17 protein-coding genes are annotated in these 13981 nt (G+C 67.9%); 9 read left to right on the top strand and 8 right to left on the bottom strand.

Translation table 11 applies throughout. The annotated features are described in order from the left end of the window. From infB to GXW79_RS19185, 3 genes are all read left to right on the top strand, one after another. Positions 1-2130: translation initiation factor IF-2 (gene infB, locus GXW79_RS19195; protein ID WP_211876058.1), on the top strand; the 2130-nt coding region annotated here is incomplete at its 5' end. 83 nt (positions 2131-2213) lie between these two features. Next, a complete protein-coding gene (rbfA, locus tag GXW79_RS19190; RefSeq protein ID WP_211876057.1) occupies positions 2214-2618 on the top strand; it encodes a 30S ribosome-binding factor RbfA in 405 nt (134 codons plus the stop codon). 41 nt (positions 2619-2659) lie between these two features. Beyond that, positions 2660-3001 (top strand): acyl-CoA thioesterase, encoded by a 342-nt coding sequence (locus GXW79_RS19185; RefSeq protein WP_211876065.1) that lies wholly within the window; start codon positions 2660-2662, stop codon positions 2999-3001. Here the strand turns inward: GXW79_RS19185 and GXW79_RS19180 are convergent. The 3 genes from GXW79_RS19180 to GXW79_RS19170 form a co-directional block, all read right to left on the bottom strand. Beyond that, positions 2986-3216 (bottom strand): hypothetical protein, encoded by a 231-nt coding sequence (locus tag GXW79_RS19180; RefSeq protein WP_211876056.1) that lies wholly within the window; start codon positions 3214-3216, stop codon positions 2986-2988. The genes GXW79_RS19185 and GXW79_RS19180 overlap by 16 nt on opposite strands. Positions 3217-3221: 5 nt before the next feature. Then, positions 3222-3515 (bottom strand): hypothetical protein, encoded by a 294-nt coding sequence (locus GXW79_RS19175; RefSeq protein WP_211876055.1) that lies wholly within the window; start codon positions 3513-3515, stop codon positions 3222-3224. A gap of 67 nt (positions 3516-3582) precedes the next feature. After that, positions 3583-4305, bottom strand: coding sequence for a hypothetical protein (locus GXW79_RS19170; RefSeq protein WP_211876054.1), 723 nt, complete (start codon positions 4303-4305; stop codon positions 3583-3585). Between the two features lie 243 nt (positions 4306-4548). On the opposite strand from GXW79_RS19170, the gene truB reads away from it, so the two are divergent. Both truB and rpsO read left to right on the top strand, forming a co-directional pair. Then, positions 4549-5499, top strand: a complete 951-nt coding sequence (truB, locus tag GXW79_RS19165) for a tRNA pseudouridine(55) synthase TruB (protein ID WP_211876053.1) — start codon at positions 4549-4551, stop codon at positions 5497-5499. A gap of 26 nt (positions 5500-5525) precedes the next feature. Continuing rightward, the gene (rpsO, locus tag GXW79_RS19160; RefSeq protein WP_211876052.1) at positions 5526-5795 is read left to right on the top strand and encodes a 30S ribosomal protein S15; all 270 of its coding nucleotides are present in this window, start codon (positions 5526-5528) and stop codon (positions 5793-5795) included. A gap of 215 nt (positions 5796-6010) precedes the next feature. On the opposite strand, the gene hslO is transcribed toward rpsO, so the two are convergent. Beyond that, positions 6011-6961: an Hsp33 family molecular chaperone HslO gene (gene hslO / locus GXW79_RS19155; RefSeq protein ID WP_246504134.1), complete on the bottom strand. Its 951-nt coding sequence runs from the start codon at positions 6959-6961 to the stop codon at positions 6011-6013. Positions 6962-7340: 379 nt separating this feature from the next. Further along, complete coding sequence (argF, locus tag GXW79_RS19150) at positions 7341-8267, bottom strand: ornithine carbamoyltransferase (RefSeq protein WP_211876050.1); 927 nt, start codon at positions 8265-8267, stop codon at positions 7341-7343. 126 nt (positions 8268-8393) lie between these two features. Between argF and GXW79_RS19145 the strand changes: the two genes are divergently transcribed. The 4 genes from GXW79_RS19145 (at position 8394) to GXW79_RS19130 (ending at position 11069) form a co-directional block, all read left to right on the top strand. Further along, entirely contained in the window at positions 8394-8747 is a 354-nt protein-coding gene (locus tag GXW79_RS19145) for a nuclear transport factor 2 family protein (RefSeq protein WP_211876049.1), read from the top strand. A 195-nt stretch (positions 8748-8942) separates the two neighbouring features. Next, complete coding sequence (locus GXW79_RS19140; protein ID WP_211876048.1) at positions 8943-9914, top strand: Bug family tripartite tricarboxylate transporter substrate binding protein; 972 nt, start codon at positions 8943-8945, stop codon at positions 9912-9914. A gap of 7 nt (positions 9915-9921) precedes the next feature. Next, positions 9922-10860, top strand: a complete 939-nt coding sequence (locus GXW79_RS19135; RefSeq protein ID WP_211876047.1) for an MFS transporter — start codon at positions 9922-9924, stop codon at positions 10858-10860. Then, positions 10830-11069: a hypothetical protein gene (locus GXW79_RS19130; RefSeq protein ID WP_211876046.1), complete on the top strand. Its 240-nt coding sequence runs from the start codon at positions 10830-10832 to the stop codon at positions 11067-11069. The genes GXW79_RS19135 and GXW79_RS19130 overlap by 31 nt, the downstream gene beginning before the upstream one ends. Positions 11070-11253: 184 nt before the next feature. Here the strand turns inward: GXW79_RS19130 and GXW79_RS19125 are convergent, their stop codons facing one another. From GXW79_RS19125 to petA, 3 genes are read right to left on the bottom strand one after another with little or no spacing between them, the layout of a single operon-like run. Continuing rightward, complete coding sequence (locus tag GXW79_RS19125; protein WP_211876045.1) at positions 11254-12012, bottom strand: cytochrome c1; 759 nt, start codon at positions 12010-12012, stop codon at positions 11254-11256. Continuing rightward, positions 12012-13286, bottom strand: coding sequence for a cytochrome b (locus GXW79_RS19120; RefSeq protein WP_211876044.1), 1275 nt, complete (start codon positions 13284-13286; stop codon positions 12012-12014). The genes GXW79_RS19125 and GXW79_RS19120 overlap by 1 nt, the downstream gene beginning before the upstream one ends. Before the next feature lie 16 nt (positions 13287-13302). Next, positions 13303-13854: a ubiquinol-cytochrome c reductase iron-sulfur subunit gene (petA, locus tag GXW79_RS19115; protein ID WP_211876043.1), complete on the bottom strand. Its 552-nt coding sequence runs from the start codon at positions 13852-13854 to the stop codon at positions 13303-13305. Positions 13855-13981 lie beyond the last annotated feature (127 nt).

The raw sequence follows: 13981 nt of genomic DNA, 5'->3' as shown, positions 1-13981 counted from the left end.
ACGCCTGCCGCCCGCCCGGGCGCTCCGGTCGCGCGCCGGCCGGATGCCCCCGGCAGCACCGCCGCCGACCGCCTTACGCTCAAGCCGCGCGCGCCGACCGCCGAGGAAGAGGATGAGGGCCGCCGTCGCGCCGTCGTCCGCCGCCCCGGCAGCCTGCCCGCGCTCCCCGCCAAGAAGGGCCCTGCCCTCGCGACGGTGAAGAAGAGCCTCGCCGGCGGTGATCGCCGCGCCGGCGGCCGCATCGACGTCCAGGCCGCCATCGAAGGCGATGACGACCGCAGCCGCTCCATCGCCTCGATGCGCCGCGCCCGCGACCGCGAGCGCCGCCAGCAGGAGCTTGCGCGTCTGCGCGCCGGCACCGAGAAGGTGGTGCGCGACGTCGTCATCCCCGAGGCCATCACGGTGCAGGAACTCGCCAACCGCATGGCCGCGCGTGGCGGCGAGGTGGTGAAGGCGCTGTTCCGCATGGGCGTCATGGCAACGCTCACGCAATCCATCGACGCCGACACCGCCGAGCTCGTGGTCCAGGAATTCGGCCACCGCTCGAAGCGCATCGCGGAAAGCGATGTCGAGATCGGCCTCGAAGGTGTCACCGACATCGACAAGGACCTGGTCACCCGGGCCCCCGTCGTCACCATCATGGGCCATGTCGACCACGGCAAGACGTCGCTGCTGGACGCGCTGCGCCAGGCCGATGTCGCAGCCCACGAGGCCGGCGGCATCACCCAGCATATCGGCGCCTATCAGGTCCTCACGCCCGCCGGCGACCGCGTGACCTTCATCGACACCCCCGGCCACGCCGCCTTCACCGCCATGCGTGCGCGCGGTGCGAGTGTCACCGACATCATTGTGCTCGTCGTTGCCGCCGATGACGGCGTGATGCCGCAGACCATCGAGGCCATCAGCCACGCCAAGGCCGCCGGCGTGCCGCTCATCGTCGCCGTCAACAAGATCGACAAGCCCGGCGTGAAGCCCGAGAACGTGAAGCAGGAGCTGCTGCAGCACGAGATCGTGGTGGAATCACTCGGTGGCGACACGCAGGAAATCGAGGTCTCGGCCACCAAGAAGATCAACCTCGACAAGCTGCTCGAGGCGATCTCACTGCAGGCCGAGGTGCTCGACCTCAAGGCCAACCCCGACCGCGCCGCCGAAGGCACCGTGATCGAGAGCAAGCTCGATCGCGGCCGTGGCCCCGTCGCCACCGTGCTCGTCCAGAAGGGCACGCTGCGCCAGGGCGACATCGTGGTCGCCGGCGCCGAATGGGGCCGCGTGCGCGCGGTGGTCAACGACAAGGGCGCGCAGGTCAAGGAAGCCGGGCCCTCCTCGCCCGTCGAAATCCTCGGCCTCTCCGGCGTGCCGTCCGCGGGCGAGAAATTCGTCGCTGTAGAGGATGAAGGCCGCGCCCGCGAGATCAGCGAGTTCCGCACCCGCTCGATCCGCGAGAAATCCGCCGCCGCCATCAATGCAGGCCGCGGCTCGCTCACCGACATGCTCGCCCGCATCCAGGCCGGCGCGCAGAAGGAAGTGGCCGTCGTCTCCAAGGCCGACGTGCAGGGCAGCGCGGAGGCGATCTCGGTCGTCCTCAGCAAGCTCGGCAACGAGGAGGTCCGCGTGCGGATGCTGCTCAATGGCGTCGGGCAGATCACCGAGAGCGACATCCAACTCGCCATGGCGTCCCAGGCCGTCATCATCGCCTTCAACGTCCGCGCCACGGCGCAGGCCCGCGAACTGGCGAAATCGGAGGGGATCGAGATCCGCTACTACTCGATCATCTACGAGGTCGCCGACGACATCGAGAAGCTGGTCCTGGGCAAGCTCGCCCCCGTCCAGCGCGAGAAGTTCCTCGGCTACGCGCAGATCCTCCAGGTCTTCGAGGTCAAGCGCCTGGGCAACATCGCCGGCTGCCGTGTCACCGAAGGCGTCGTCCGCCGCGGTGCCGGCGTGCGGCTGCTGCGCGAAGGTGTCGTCATCCACCAGGGCGAACTCTCCACGCTCCGACGCTTCAAGGATGACGTGAAGGAAGTCGCCAACGGATATGAGTGCGGCATGTCCTTCACGAACTATAATGACATTCGGGTCGATGATCAGATCGAGTGCTACGAGGTCGAGACGGTCGCAGGGACGCTGTAAGACAGCACCGGGAGAAGGAATTATCCCGGACTCTCTTCTTTTATTTTTGTCACTTGGTACCCGTCCTCTGAGGAGGATCACCCTTGCCGAAAACCCAGGCCGCCGACGGGCCGACACAACGCCAGCTGCGCGTCGCGGAAGAGGTGCGGCATGCGCTCGCCACCATCTTTGCGCGCGGGGAGTTTCGTGATCCCGATCTGCTCGGGGCGACCATCACCGTCACCGAGGTTCGCGCCTCGCCCGACCTCAAGCACATGACGGCCTTCGTCTCCGGGCTGGGGAAGGACCTGCCGGCCAAGCAGTTCACTGCGCTCAAGAAGTCCGGGCCCTGGCTGCGCGGACAGATCTCCAAGTCAGTGCGGCTGAGGCACACACCCGAGATCCATTTCCAGACGGATACGGCTCTGGACTACGCCTTCACCATCGCCAAAGCCCTCAACCAGCCCGTCGTCGCGCGCGACCTGGGCAAGGAGGAGGAGAAGCCTTGACCACACCGCCCGACGCCGCCCCCCTCATCCGAGTCATCGCCATGCCCGCCGACACCAACCCGGCCGGCGACATCTTCGGCGGCTGGCTGATGGCGCACATGGACCAGGCCGGGGCCACCGTCGCGCTGCGCCGCGCACGCGGCCGCGTCGCGACCATCGCGGTCGAGGGGATGAAGTTCCACCGGCCCGTGAAGGTCGGCGACGAGGTGAGCCTCTACGGCACGCTGCTGGCCGTCGGCCGAACCTCCATCCGCGTGGAGGTCGAGGCCTGGCGCCGCGATCGCGCTTCGGACGACGCCAGCCGCGTGACGGAGGCGGTCTTCACCTTCGTGGCACTTGACGCGGCCGGATTGCCGCGGCCTGTCGATCAGAACGCGCAGTAGGACAGCACCTCCAGCACGCCCGCCAGGAACGCCAGCACCGGCGGCACGAACAGCGCGAGCAATGCCATGCTCCCGCCGATCACCCCGCCCACGATCATCCCGGCGCGGCCGTCGATGAGCCAACCGAAGCCCAGCCCGCCGCCGAGGAACATCACCGCCAGCGCGATGCGACCCCAGAGCGGGTACTCGGTCCACTCATCCTGGCCCTTCTCCATCAGGGTTACATCCGCCGCAGCGTGAGAGGCGGGACGCCGAGGGCGGTCAGCCAGCGTCCCAGGCGCCGCACGTCGGCGCGCCAGGCCACGCCTTTCGGAAACTCGAACCGCAGCGCCCATTCGCCATCCGGCATCGGATCCTCCACGAAGCCACCGCCGAGCCATAGCCGCCGCGTCACCCCTGCGACACGGGCGCCATCGGCCGCGTGCAGCGACAGCGTCATGCCCTCGTCGGCGCCGATCTCCTCGCTGGCCAGCAGCAGCAGCCGTCCGTCGGGCAGCGCGTATCCGATGCGCATGCCTCCCTCGGGTGCCGGCGGCAACCGCTCCAGGCGTGGGTCATGGTCAGCCAGGCGGCGCATCGCGCTAATCGAACGCCCAGCTGACGCCGAATGCAAACAGTGCCCCGCCGACGAACACTCCCACCGTCGAGCAGACCGGGGCGCCTGGACCGCAGACGAGGCCGGCTGCGGCGCCACCCAGTGCGGCGCCGGCGAAGCCAGCACCAAGCGTCGCGCCTTCGCGCACCACCGCGCGACCACGATCCTCGGCGGTCATGATGTTGTAGAACGCGATGCCCAGCGAAAGCGCCACCAGGCCGCGCCCGAGACGCCCGAAGTTCCGGGCCTGGATGGTAATCTCCGGTCGAGCGCGCGCGGCGCCCTGGAGGATCCGCGCCATCACCGCCTCCCGCTCGGCCGCGCTCAGCGCGCTGGGTGCCTTCTTAAACAGGCCTTCCGCATGCCGCGCGATCAGCGACTCCATCGTGAGCCCCTCCGCCTTGAGGCTTTGGGCGTAGGCCCGCATGATTTCGGACGTCCGGGCGCGCGTCGTCTCCATGATGGCATTGCGCAGCTGGTTGGCCTCCACGGCCGCCGCTTCGTAGGTCATGGCGCCGCCCTGCGCGCGATGCAGCAACTCCTCCGCCGTTTCCCGCACCGCGCGCGTGTAGGCGGCCCGCGCCGCACCATCGCGGATGAAGCGCGTTCCGAAGGCGAAGGCCTCTGCCTCCAACGCGCCGATCGCGGCCCGAAGTCGTGCTTGTTGCGCCGCGCGCTGCCCGGCCGGTTGCGTCGCACCGGGCACCATCCAATCCGTCATGCAGAGCCTTCTATGATCGCCCGTGCGACGGAGATGGCGAGGCACTATTCCCTCGCCGCGGCATCCGTGCCATTCGCAGGTCATAGAGCACGGACGCATCGCAACCACGCTCTAACATTTTCTTTAGCGAACCCGTTCATCGCTGGGAAAAAACGCCAGGCGAACAAGCGTGCGGCACCGATATTCCCTTGGGTTCGCCGCGCCTTTCCACTGCAACGATATCGAGTATCCATGACCCGCCAGCGACAGAGAAAACCCCGCGGCCAGGCCCTCGATGGCTGGCTCATCATCGACAAGCCGAGCGGGATCGGCAGCACCGACGTCGTGACGCGCGTGAAGCGCGCATTCGATGCGCAGAAGGTGGGCCATGGCGGCACGCTCGACCCGCTGGCGACCGGCGTGCTGCCCATCGCGTTTGGCGCGGCCACCAAGACCGTGCCCTACGTCATGGACAGCACGAAGATCTATTCCTTCACGCTGAGCTTCGGCGACGGCCGCGATTCCGACGACAGCGACGGCAACACTATCGAGACCTCGGATGCGCGCCCGACGGATGCCGCGATCGAGGAAGCACTCGGCGCGTTTCGCGGCTCGATCATGCAGATCCCGCCGATCTATTCCGCCATCAAGATCGGCGGCGAACGCGCCTATGACCTCGCCCGCGCCGGTGAAATCCCCGAGCTCGCGGCGCGGCCAGCGCGCGTGGATGAGTTCACGCTGAGCGAGCGGCCGGATGCCGACACCGCCATCTTCCGCGTCGTCTCCGGCAAGGGTGTCTACATGCGCTCCCTGGCGCGGGACCTCGCGCGTGCGGTCGGCACGGTGGGCCACATCGCGGCGCTGCGGCGGCATCGGGTGGGCCCATTTCACGAAGCCGACGCAATTCCTCTGGACAGCATCGCCGGTTCGGCCGATACCCCGCCTCCTTCCCCGGAGCTTCTGCGCCCCGTGGTGACCGCGCTGGACGACATCCCGGCACTGGCCATTCACGAGAGCGAGGCCCACCGGCTGCACCAGGGCCAGGCGATTTCGCTGGTGGACCTGATGGGCCGGGTTCCGTCCGATGCCAACCCCGATGGTGGTCTGGTGCGCGCGATGGCGGGGGGGCGCCTGGTCGGCCTCTGCCGCCTCGAAGCTGGATTGTGCCAGCCGGAGCGGTGGATCGGGGACGGCCGGGGCTGAAACCCCAGTTCGAACGGAGACCCACGATGTCGATGACCGCAGAGCGCCGCAAGGCGCTGATCAGCGAATACGCGCCCAAGCCGGGCGACACTGGCAGCCCGGAAGTGCAGGTGGCACTCATCACCGAGCGCATAACCACGCTGACGGAGCACCTCAAGGCGCACCAGAAGGATTTCCACAGCCGTCGTGGCCTGCTGATGCTCGTCAGCCAGCGCCGTGGCCTGCTGGACTTCCTCAAGCGCAAGGAAGCCGCCCGCTACACGAACCTGATCACCCGCCTCGGCATCCGTCGCTAATTTTCTATCGGCTTTCGCCGATAGAAAATTAGCTGCTTTTTTGTGCCCTCAAGCGCCGGGCGCGCGCTCCGCGCGCTTGGCTCGCCGCATAGCGGCGTTCGCCCATTCGGGCTCGCGGTCCGCTGCGCGGCCCGAAGGCGCGACCGCCTTTGCCGCGCATCCCTGGATAAAAACAAAAGAATGGGGTCCGGGGAAATTCTTTTCGCCGGCCTTCTCTACTGGTTCGCCTTGCGCATCTCGTCGCGATCGAACCGAAAATCGACATTGCAGAACTCGCAGGTCATCGTGATCGTTCCTTCCTCGGCCATATGGTCGAGGTCTTCCGGCGCGAAGCCTTCCAGCACCCCTGACAGCTTGGCCCGCGAGCAGCGGCAGCCGTAGGACAGCGCGCGCGCCTGGTCCACGACCAGCCCTTCGGCGTGGAACAGCCGGTGCAGAAGCCGCTCTGGCGTCAGCGCATCGTCGAGCAATTCGGCGTCGCTCAGCGTGCCGGCCAGCGCCAGCGCCGTGCGCCAGGCCTCCTCCGCGTCCTCCGGTGCGGCGATGCCGCCATCGCTCGCGACATGCTCCATGATGAAGGCGGCCGCGCGCCAGCCGGCCGGCGTCTCGGCAGCGGCAAGGTGGACATGCGTGCGCAGCTGTTCGGACGTGCGGAAGTAGGTGTCGCTCATCGCGGCCAGAGTGCTGCCCTCAATCGGCACGATGCCCTGGTAGCGATCCATGTCGGGCCCCTGGTCGCAGGTGAAGGCCAAATACCCCTTCCCCAGCATCGCGCCCGCTTCGGCATCATCGAGGGTGGCGAGCCGCTCGGCATCGGCGCGCGCATAGCCGCGCAACGCGCCGCTATCGGTGCAATCCACGAGCAGCATCGTGACCGGCCCATCGCCCTTGGCCTGCAGGCTGAACGAGCCACGGAACTTCAGAGCCGCCGCCAGCCCCGCCGTCAGCGCCAGCGCCTGGCCGAGCAGCGTCGTTACCTCCCGACTGTTTTCATGGCGGGTGAGCAGCGCGTGCGCGAGTGGGCCGAGACGCACCAGCCGCCCGCGCACCGGGCGGTCGCGCAGGCGGAACGGCACCAGGCCGCGGGCCACGACGATATCCGGCACAGGGGCGCGGTCATGGTTGAGGAAATCCGGCGTGGCGGACGGCAAGGTCGGATCGGGCAAGTCGGCGCGAACTTTCGTGATGGGCTCACAGAATACGCCCATGCGCCGCTTGGGCCAATCGGGCGGTGAGGAAAGCCAGGCGGGGGGCTCCGCCCCCTCGACCCCCGCCGGGGATCGCGCCGATCCCCAGGCCCCTGCATCTGTTGGTCCCGGGATTGGATGGTGGGCTCTGGACTTTTATCAGGGCCTGTCATCGGGAGAGGGTGGCCGGGGAGCGATCACCAGATGAGAGCGCATGACGGCCACCCTCTCCCGATGACAGGCATTCCGGATCAACGACCCAGAACCACCCTCACAAACTCAAGAACCAACAAATGGAGGTCCAGGATCGACACGATCCTGGCGGGGTCCAGGGGCAGAGCCCCTGGCCTTCCTTCCCTCACCCCCCGGCCAGGCCAAAGGCCCAGAGCAGCACGCCCTTCTGTGCGTGCAGGCGGTTTTCCGCCTCGTCGAAGACCACGCTCTGCGGGCCTTCGATGACCTCGTCGGTGATTTCTTCGCCGCGGTGTGCGGGCAGGCAGTGCATCACGATGGCGTCGGGCGCGGCGCCGCGGAGCAGCGCGGCGTTGAGTTGGTAGGGGGCGAGCAGGTTGTGGCGGTTGCGGCTTTGGCCTTCCGTCTCGTCGGACATGGAGACCCAGGTGTCGGTCACGACGCAGCGCGCGCCGGCAACGGCGGTGTGCGGGTCCGAGGTGAGCTCGATGCGCGCGCCGGCGCGCCTCGCCCAGTCGATGAGTTGGGCGGGCGGGGCGAGTTCGGGCGGGGTTGCGATGCGCAGGGTGAAGTCGAAGCGCGCAGCGGCCTGGATGAAGCTTTGCGCAACGTTGTTGCCGTCGCCGGTCCAGGCGACGATTTGGCCCGCGATCGGGCCGCGCTGTTCCTCAAATGTCATCACGTCGGCCATGAGCTGGCAGGGGTGCGACACGTCGGTGAGGCCGTTGATCACCGGGATGGTCGCAAATTCGGCGAGTTCACGCAGCTTCGCGACGGAGTCGGTGCGCAGCATGATGGCGTCGACGTAGCGCGACAGCACCCGCGCGGTGTCGGCCGCGCTTTCGCCGCGGCCAAGCTGCATTTCCTTGCCCGAGAGGATGATGGCGTCGCCGCCCAGCTGGCGGATGCCGACTTCGAAGGATACGCGCGTGCGCGTGGAGGGCTTCTCGAAGATGAGGGCGATGGATTTGCCGGCGAGCGGCTTGCCTTCGATGCCGCCGCGCTTGGCCAGGGCGCCGAGATCGACCATCGTCCGCAGCGTCGCGGCGTCGTGGTCCATCAGTTCCAGGAAGTGCCTGGGTGGGCTGAGCATGATCGGCCTTTTGCGAAACGGGTAAAGGGGAATTGCTCGCAGGGCGCCGCGGCCTGGTCAAGCCGCGCTTGTGATTGTCATCGCCGCGCTGCCACTCTTCCTCATCGCAACCAGGGAGGATTTCCGATGGACACGAAAGAGGTCGCGCAGGCGGTCGCCGCCATGTGCAAGGAGGGCAAGCACGAGGAGGCCGGCAAGCAGTTCTGGGCCGACAACGTGGTGAGCTTCGAGGCGATGGAGGGCCCGATGGCGCGCGTCGAGGGTCGCGAGGGCGTCGAGGCCAAGTCGGCCTGGTGGTACGCCAATCACGAGGTCCACTCGGCCACGACCGAAGGCCCCTACGTGCATGGCGACCAGTTCGCGCTGCAATTCGCGATGGACGTCACCATGAAGGAAAACGGGAAGCGCATGCAGATGACCGAGATCGGCCTTTACACAGTCAAGGACGGCAAGATCGTCGAGGAACGCTTCTTCTACTGAGTTCGTGCCCTCAGGCGCCGGGCGCCGCCTTCGGCGGCTTGGCTCGCCGCACGAGCGGCGACGCCTATTCGGGCCTGCGGCCCGCAAAGCGGGCCGGACGAGATGCGCGAGCGGGCGAGTGCCGCGCGCGCCTCCGCGCTTTGAGGCGCCTGTGGAATGGCCCTATCCTCGCTATTCCACAGGAGAACGCCCTTGATGCAGCCAACGCGCCGCGCCCTTCTTGCCACCTCGCTCGCCCTGCCGGCGGTCGCCCGTGCCCAGGGCGCCTTCCCGGAGCGCCCGGTGCGCGTCATCGTGCCCTGGCCGCCGGGCGGGTCCACGGACGTGCTGTGCCGGCTGCTGTGCGAGCAGATGAGCCAGAAGCTCGGCCAGCCCTTCGTGGTCGAGAACCGGCCCGGTGCGGGAGGCAATATCGGCCATGACGCGATCGCGAAATCCACTCCCGACGGCTACACGATCGGGCCGGTGACGGTCGGCGGCTGGTCGATCAACCAGTATCTCTACGCCCGCCTGCCCTATGATCCGGAGCGCGACATCCAGCCGATCTCGATGCATTGGGAATTGCCCAACGTGTTCGTGGTGCCGGCGCAGCACACGCCGGCGCGGACTATGGCGGAGTACATCGCCTGGGTGCGGGCGCGGCCGAACGGGGTGACCTATGGCTCGCCCGGCGTGGGCACCACGGCGCATCTGTCGGGTTCGATGTTCACCGGCCGGCTGCGGATCGAGGGCACGCATGTGCCCTTCCGCGGCGCCGCGCAGATCATCCCGGCGATGCTGGGGGGCGATGTGAATTTCGCGCTCGACAACCTGGCGAGCTACGTCCCGACCATCGCCGGGGGCCAGTTCCGGGCGCTGGCGGTGACGAGTGCGGAGCGCTGGCCGACGCTGCCCGACGTGCCGACCATGGCCGAGGCGGGGGTGCCGGATTTCGTCGTCACCAGCTGGTGCGCGATGGGCGCGCCGGGCGGCGTCGCCGCACCCATCATCCAGCGCCTGAACGCGGCGATGAAGGAGGTGTTCGAGGATGCGTCCGTGCAGGACCGCTTCTTGCGCACCGGCGCGCGCTGCCTGTGGACCATGCCGGCGGTCGCGGCCGAGCGCGCGGCGCGGGAGCGGCCGATGTGGCGCGACGTGGTGCGCATCTCGGGCGCGCGCCTCGAATAGGCCGGGCGTGTCGCTGGGCCCGATCTTCCGCGCGCGGGCTCTGCGCGATTTCGGCGATGGCGCGGCGGCGGTGCTGCTGCCGGCGCACCTGACGGCGCTGGGCTTCGGTCCGGGCGAGATCGGCCTGCTCGCGAGCCTTTCGTTGCTGGGATCGGCCGCCGTCACGCTGTGCATCGGCGTCTTTGGCGGACGCTTCCATGTGCGGCCGATGCTGCTCGGCGCCGCCGCGCTGATGGCCACGACGGGCATCGGCTACGCGACCGCGCAGAGCCTCGCGCTGGTCTCCCTGGTGGCGCTGCTCGGCACCATCAACCCGACCGCGGGCGGCGCCAGCCTGTTCATGCCACTGGAGCATGCGGTGCTGGCCCGGACGTCCGCGGCACGGCGGACGCACGTCTTCGCACTGTACTCCCTGGTGGGCATGCTGGCGGCGGCGCTGGGCTCGCTGGCCTCCGGCGTGCCGGGCTGGCTCGGGATCGGCCTCGGCAGCGCCTTCCTGGCCTATGCGGCGCTCGCGGCGGGGGTGGCCCTCGCCTATGCCAGGCTTCCGCGCGCGGCGATGGGCGAGGTATCGGATGGCCGGCTGGGGCCTTCGCGCGGCCTGGTGCTGCGCCTCGCGGCGCTGTTCAGCCTCGACAGCTTCGCCGGCGGGCTCGCGGTGCAGGCGCTGCTGGCGCTGTTCCTGTTTCGCAAGTTCGGGCTTTCGGTGGCCGAGGCCGGAAGCTTCTTCTTTGTCTCGGGCCTGCTCGCCGCCGTGTCGATGCCGGCTTCGGCCTGGCTGGGCACGCGCATTGGCCTCGTCAACACCATGGTTTGGACGCATGCGCCGGCGAACCTGTGCCTCGCCGTTGCGGTGCTGTGCGAAATCTGTGGCTGGCGATGGCATTCCTGCTGGTGCGGGCGTTGCTCTCCTCGATGGATATCCCGGCTCGGTCCTCCTACGTGATGGCCGTGGTGACGCCGGCGGAGCGCGTAGCGGCCGCGAGCTTCACGGCGGTGCCACGCAGCCTGGCCTCTGCGGCGGGCCCCGCGATCGCAGGCTGGCTGATGGCCGAGGGGTGGGACGCAGCACCGTTCCTCGTCTGCGCAGCGCTGAAGATCGCTTATGACGTGGCGATGCTCGCGATGTTCGCGAAGGTGCGCGAGTCCGGGTGAACGCGCGGCCGGGGAGAGAATTTCAGCCGCTTGGTTCCCGCCCACGAGGCCAAATAGCGGAGCTGTGCTCCTGCGACGATCCTAGCGAGCCGTGCAGCCGGCACGCCCACGAACTGAAGCCCGCGTCTGGCGCTTGAAGGCACAAAAGGCAGCGCAATGAAGGGGGCGAAGCCCCCCCCTTCATCTAGTGAAGGTCGGCCCAGATCCGACGCTTCACGCCATAGGCCAGCACGCCAAGGACGCCCAGAAAGAGCACGATCTTGATGCCCATCTGGCGGCGCTGCTCGAGCTCCGGCTCGGCGGCCCAGTGCAGGAACAGCGCGACGTCGCGCGACATCTGCTCCACCGTCGCCGGGGTGTGGTCGGCATACTCGACCTGGTCCGGGTTCAGCGGCGCGGCCATGGCGATCTGGTGGCCGGGGAAGTAGCGGTTGTAGTTCATCCCGTCGCCCAGGGTGAAGCCGGCGGGCGGATCCTCGTAGCCCGTGAGCAGCGCCTGGATGTAGTGCGGGCCACCCTCGCGCGCCTTGGCGATGACCGAGAAGTCCGGCGGCAGCGCGCCGTTGTTGGCGGTGCGTGCGGCGGCGTCATTGGCGAAGGGACGGCGAAAACGATCGGATGGCCGGCCCGGGCGCTCGAACATCTGGCCCTCGTCGTTGGGGCCGTCCTGCACCTGCACATCGGCCGCGACGGCGCGGATCTGTTCCTCGGTCAGACCAATCTCGCTAAGATTGCGATAGGAGAGCAGCCGCATCGAATGGCAGTTGGAACAGACTTCGCGATAGACCTGGAATCCACGCTGAACGGAGGCACGGTCGAAGGTCCCGAAGATACCGTCGGAGCTGAAGCGCGTCTCCGGCAGATGGATCTCCTCTCCCGCCGCGTAGGCGGCGGGGGCGATGGCCATGGCGCCGAGCAACACCAGACTCTTGAGCATGCGCATCACGCCTTCTCCATCGGCTTGGCCGCGGCCGCCATCGGGATCGGTCCGCCGCCGCGCCCCAGCACGGCGCGGGCGATGCTTTCCGGCAGCGGCAGCGGCCGCTCCAGCCGCGCGAGCAGCGGCAGGATCACCAGGAAGTAGGCGAAGTAATAGGCCGTCGCGAAGCGGCTGATCGTCACGTAGGGCTCCTCGGCCGGCTTGCCGCCGACATAGAGCAGGACGAAGAAGTTCAGGGTGAACAGCGCAAAGGCGATGCGTGCCAGCGGGCGGAACCGCATCGAGCGCACCGGCGAGCCGTCGAGCCAGGGCAGCACGAACAGCAGTGCGATCGACCCGAACATCAGCAGGACGCCGCCGAGCTTGTCCGGCACCGCGCGCAAGATCGCATAGTACGGCAGGAAGTACCATTCCGGCACGATGTGAGTCGGCGTCACCATCGGGTTCGCCGGGATGTAGTTGTCCGGGTGACCGAGGTAGTTCGGCATGAAGAAGACGAGGATCGCGAAGACGATGAAGTAGACCACCAGCCCCACGCTGTCCTTGGACGTGTAGTACGGGTGGAAGGGGATCGTGTCCTGCGGGCCCTTGGGATCGATGCCGAGCGGGTTGTTGGAGCCCGTGATGTGCAGCGCCGCGATGTGCAGGAACACCACACCCGCGATCACGAAGGGCAGCAAGTAGTGCAGCGAGAAGAAGCGGTTGAGCGTGGGGTTGTCCACGCTGAAGCCGCCCCACAACCAGGTCACGATGTGGCTGCCCACGACCGGGAAGGCCGAGAACAGGTTGGTTATGACGGTGGCACCCCAGAAGGACATCTGGCCCCAGGGCAGCACGTAGCCCATGAAGGCAGTCGCCATCATCAGCAGGAAGATCACCACGCCCAGCATCCACAGCAGCTCGCGCGGCGCCTTGTAGGAGCCGTAATACATGCCGCGCCAGATGTGGATGTAGACGACGATAAAGAACATCGAAGCGCCGTTCGCGTGCACGTAGCGCAGCAGCCAGCCGTAGTTCACATCGCGCATGATGCGCTCGACGGAATCGAAGGCGTAGCCGGTATGGGCGGTGTAGTTCATCGACAGGAACACGCCGGTCAGGATCATGATCATGAGCGAGACCATGGCGAGGGCGCCGAAGTTCCAGAAGTAGTTGAAGTTGCGCGGAGTCGGGAAGGTCCCGTACTCCTTCTGCATCATCGTGAACAGCGGCAGACGGCTGTCCACCCAGCGGATGACGGGGTTCTTGAATTCGCTTTTGTGCAGACCGATGGACATGGGTGCGTGCCTCTGCTCAGCCGATGCGGATCTTGGTATCGGATGTGAAGGTGTAGCCGGGAACCGCAAGGTTCAGCGGCGCGGGTCCTTTGCGGATTCGCCCGGCGGCGTCGTAGTGGCTGCCGTGGCAGGGGCAGAACCAGCCATCATAGTCGCCATGCGGGTCGGTGGGCTTCTGGCCGAGCGGGACGCAGCCCAGATGCGTGCAAACGCCGATCAGCACCAGCCACTCATCCTTCTGGACGCGGGACTGGTCGGTCGCCGGATCCTTCAGCTCGGTCAGCGGCGTGGCGCGGGCGGAGGCGACATTCTCGGGGGTGCGGTGGCGGATGAAGACCGGCTTTCCGCGCCACATCACGGTGACCGCCTGGCCGAGCTGGACCGGGGCGAGATCGACCTCGGTGCTGGCCAGCGCGAGCGTGTCGCGCGCCGGGTTCATGGAAGAAATGAATGGCCAGACCACGGCACCCACGCCGACGGCTGTGAAGGCAGTGGTCGCGAGCGTGAGGAAATCCCTGCGGCCGCCCGTATCGGGCGCCGAACCTGGGGGGGTCGCCATATCGGCCATGGGCATCGTCCTTCCATCCAGCGGCGCGGCGCGTGGTCACGCGAGACCACGCTGCCAAGCGTGCGCCGGCGCCTTATAAGGGTGCGAAACGCAACGTGGCAATGTGCCGCGGTGCGGTGAAAACTTG

This window comes from Plastoroseomonas arctica (assembly GCF_018128965.1).
GTDB classification, from domain to species: domain Bacteria; phylum Pseudomonadota; class Alphaproteobacteria; order Acetobacterales; family Acetobacteraceae; genus Plastoroseomonas; species Plastoroseomonas arctica.
Note: the sequence above shows the minus strand (reverse complement) of the source record. Positions and strands in the feature narration are given on the sequence as shown.

Coding starts and splice junctions, on each gene's coding strand:
- GXW79_RS19175 (WP_211876055.1), bottom strand. CDS start 3,515: ATGCGCATCGGATACGCGCTGCCCGACGGACGGCTGCTGCTGCTGGCC.
- GXW79_RS19130 (WP_211876046.1), top strand. CDS start 10,830: ATGGATATCCCGGCTCGGTCCTCCTACGTGATGGCCGTGGTGACGCCG.
- petA (WP_211876043.1), bottom strand. CDS start 13,854: ATGGCCGATATGGCGACCCCCCCAGGTTCGGCGCCCGATACGGGCGGC.
- GXW79_RS19140 (WP_211876048.1), top strand. CDS start 8,943: ATGCAGCCAACGCGCCGCGCCCTTCTTGCCACCTCGCTCGCCCTGCCG.
- GXW79_RS19145 (WP_211876049.1), top strand. CDS start 8,394: ATGGACACGAAAGAGGTCGCGCAGGCGGTCGCCGCCATGTGCAAGGAG.
- GXW79_RS19125 (WP_211876045.1), bottom strand. CDS start 12,012: ATGCGCATGCTCAAGAGTCTGGTGTTGCTCGGCGCCATGGCCATCGCC.
- GXW79_RS19185 (WP_211876065.1), top strand. CDS start 2,660: ATGCCCGCCGACACCAACCCGGCCGGCGACATCTTCGGCGGCTGGCTG.
- rpsO (WP_211876052.1), top strand. CDS start 5,526: ATGTCGATGACCGCAGAGCGCCGCAAGGCGCTGATCAGCGAATACGCG.
- GXW79_RS19120 (WP_211876044.1), bottom strand. CDS start 13,286: ATGTCCATCGGTCTGCACAAAAGCGAATTCAAGAACCCCGTCATCCGC.
- GXW79_RS19180 (WP_211876056.1), bottom strand. CDS start 3,216: ATGGAGAAGGGCCAGGATGAGTGGACCGAGTACCCGCTCTGGGGTCGC.
- truB (WP_211876053.1), top strand. CDS start 4,549: ATGACCCGCCAGCGACAGAGAAAACCCCGCGGCCAGGCCCTCGATGGC.
- argF (WP_211876050.1), bottom strand. CDS start 8,267: ATGCTCAGCCCACCCAGGCACTTCCTGGAACTGATGGACCACGACGCC.
- GXW79_RS19170 (WP_211876054.1), bottom strand. CDS start 4,305: ATGGTGCCCGGTGCGACGCAACCGGCCGGGCAGCGCGCGGCGCAACAA.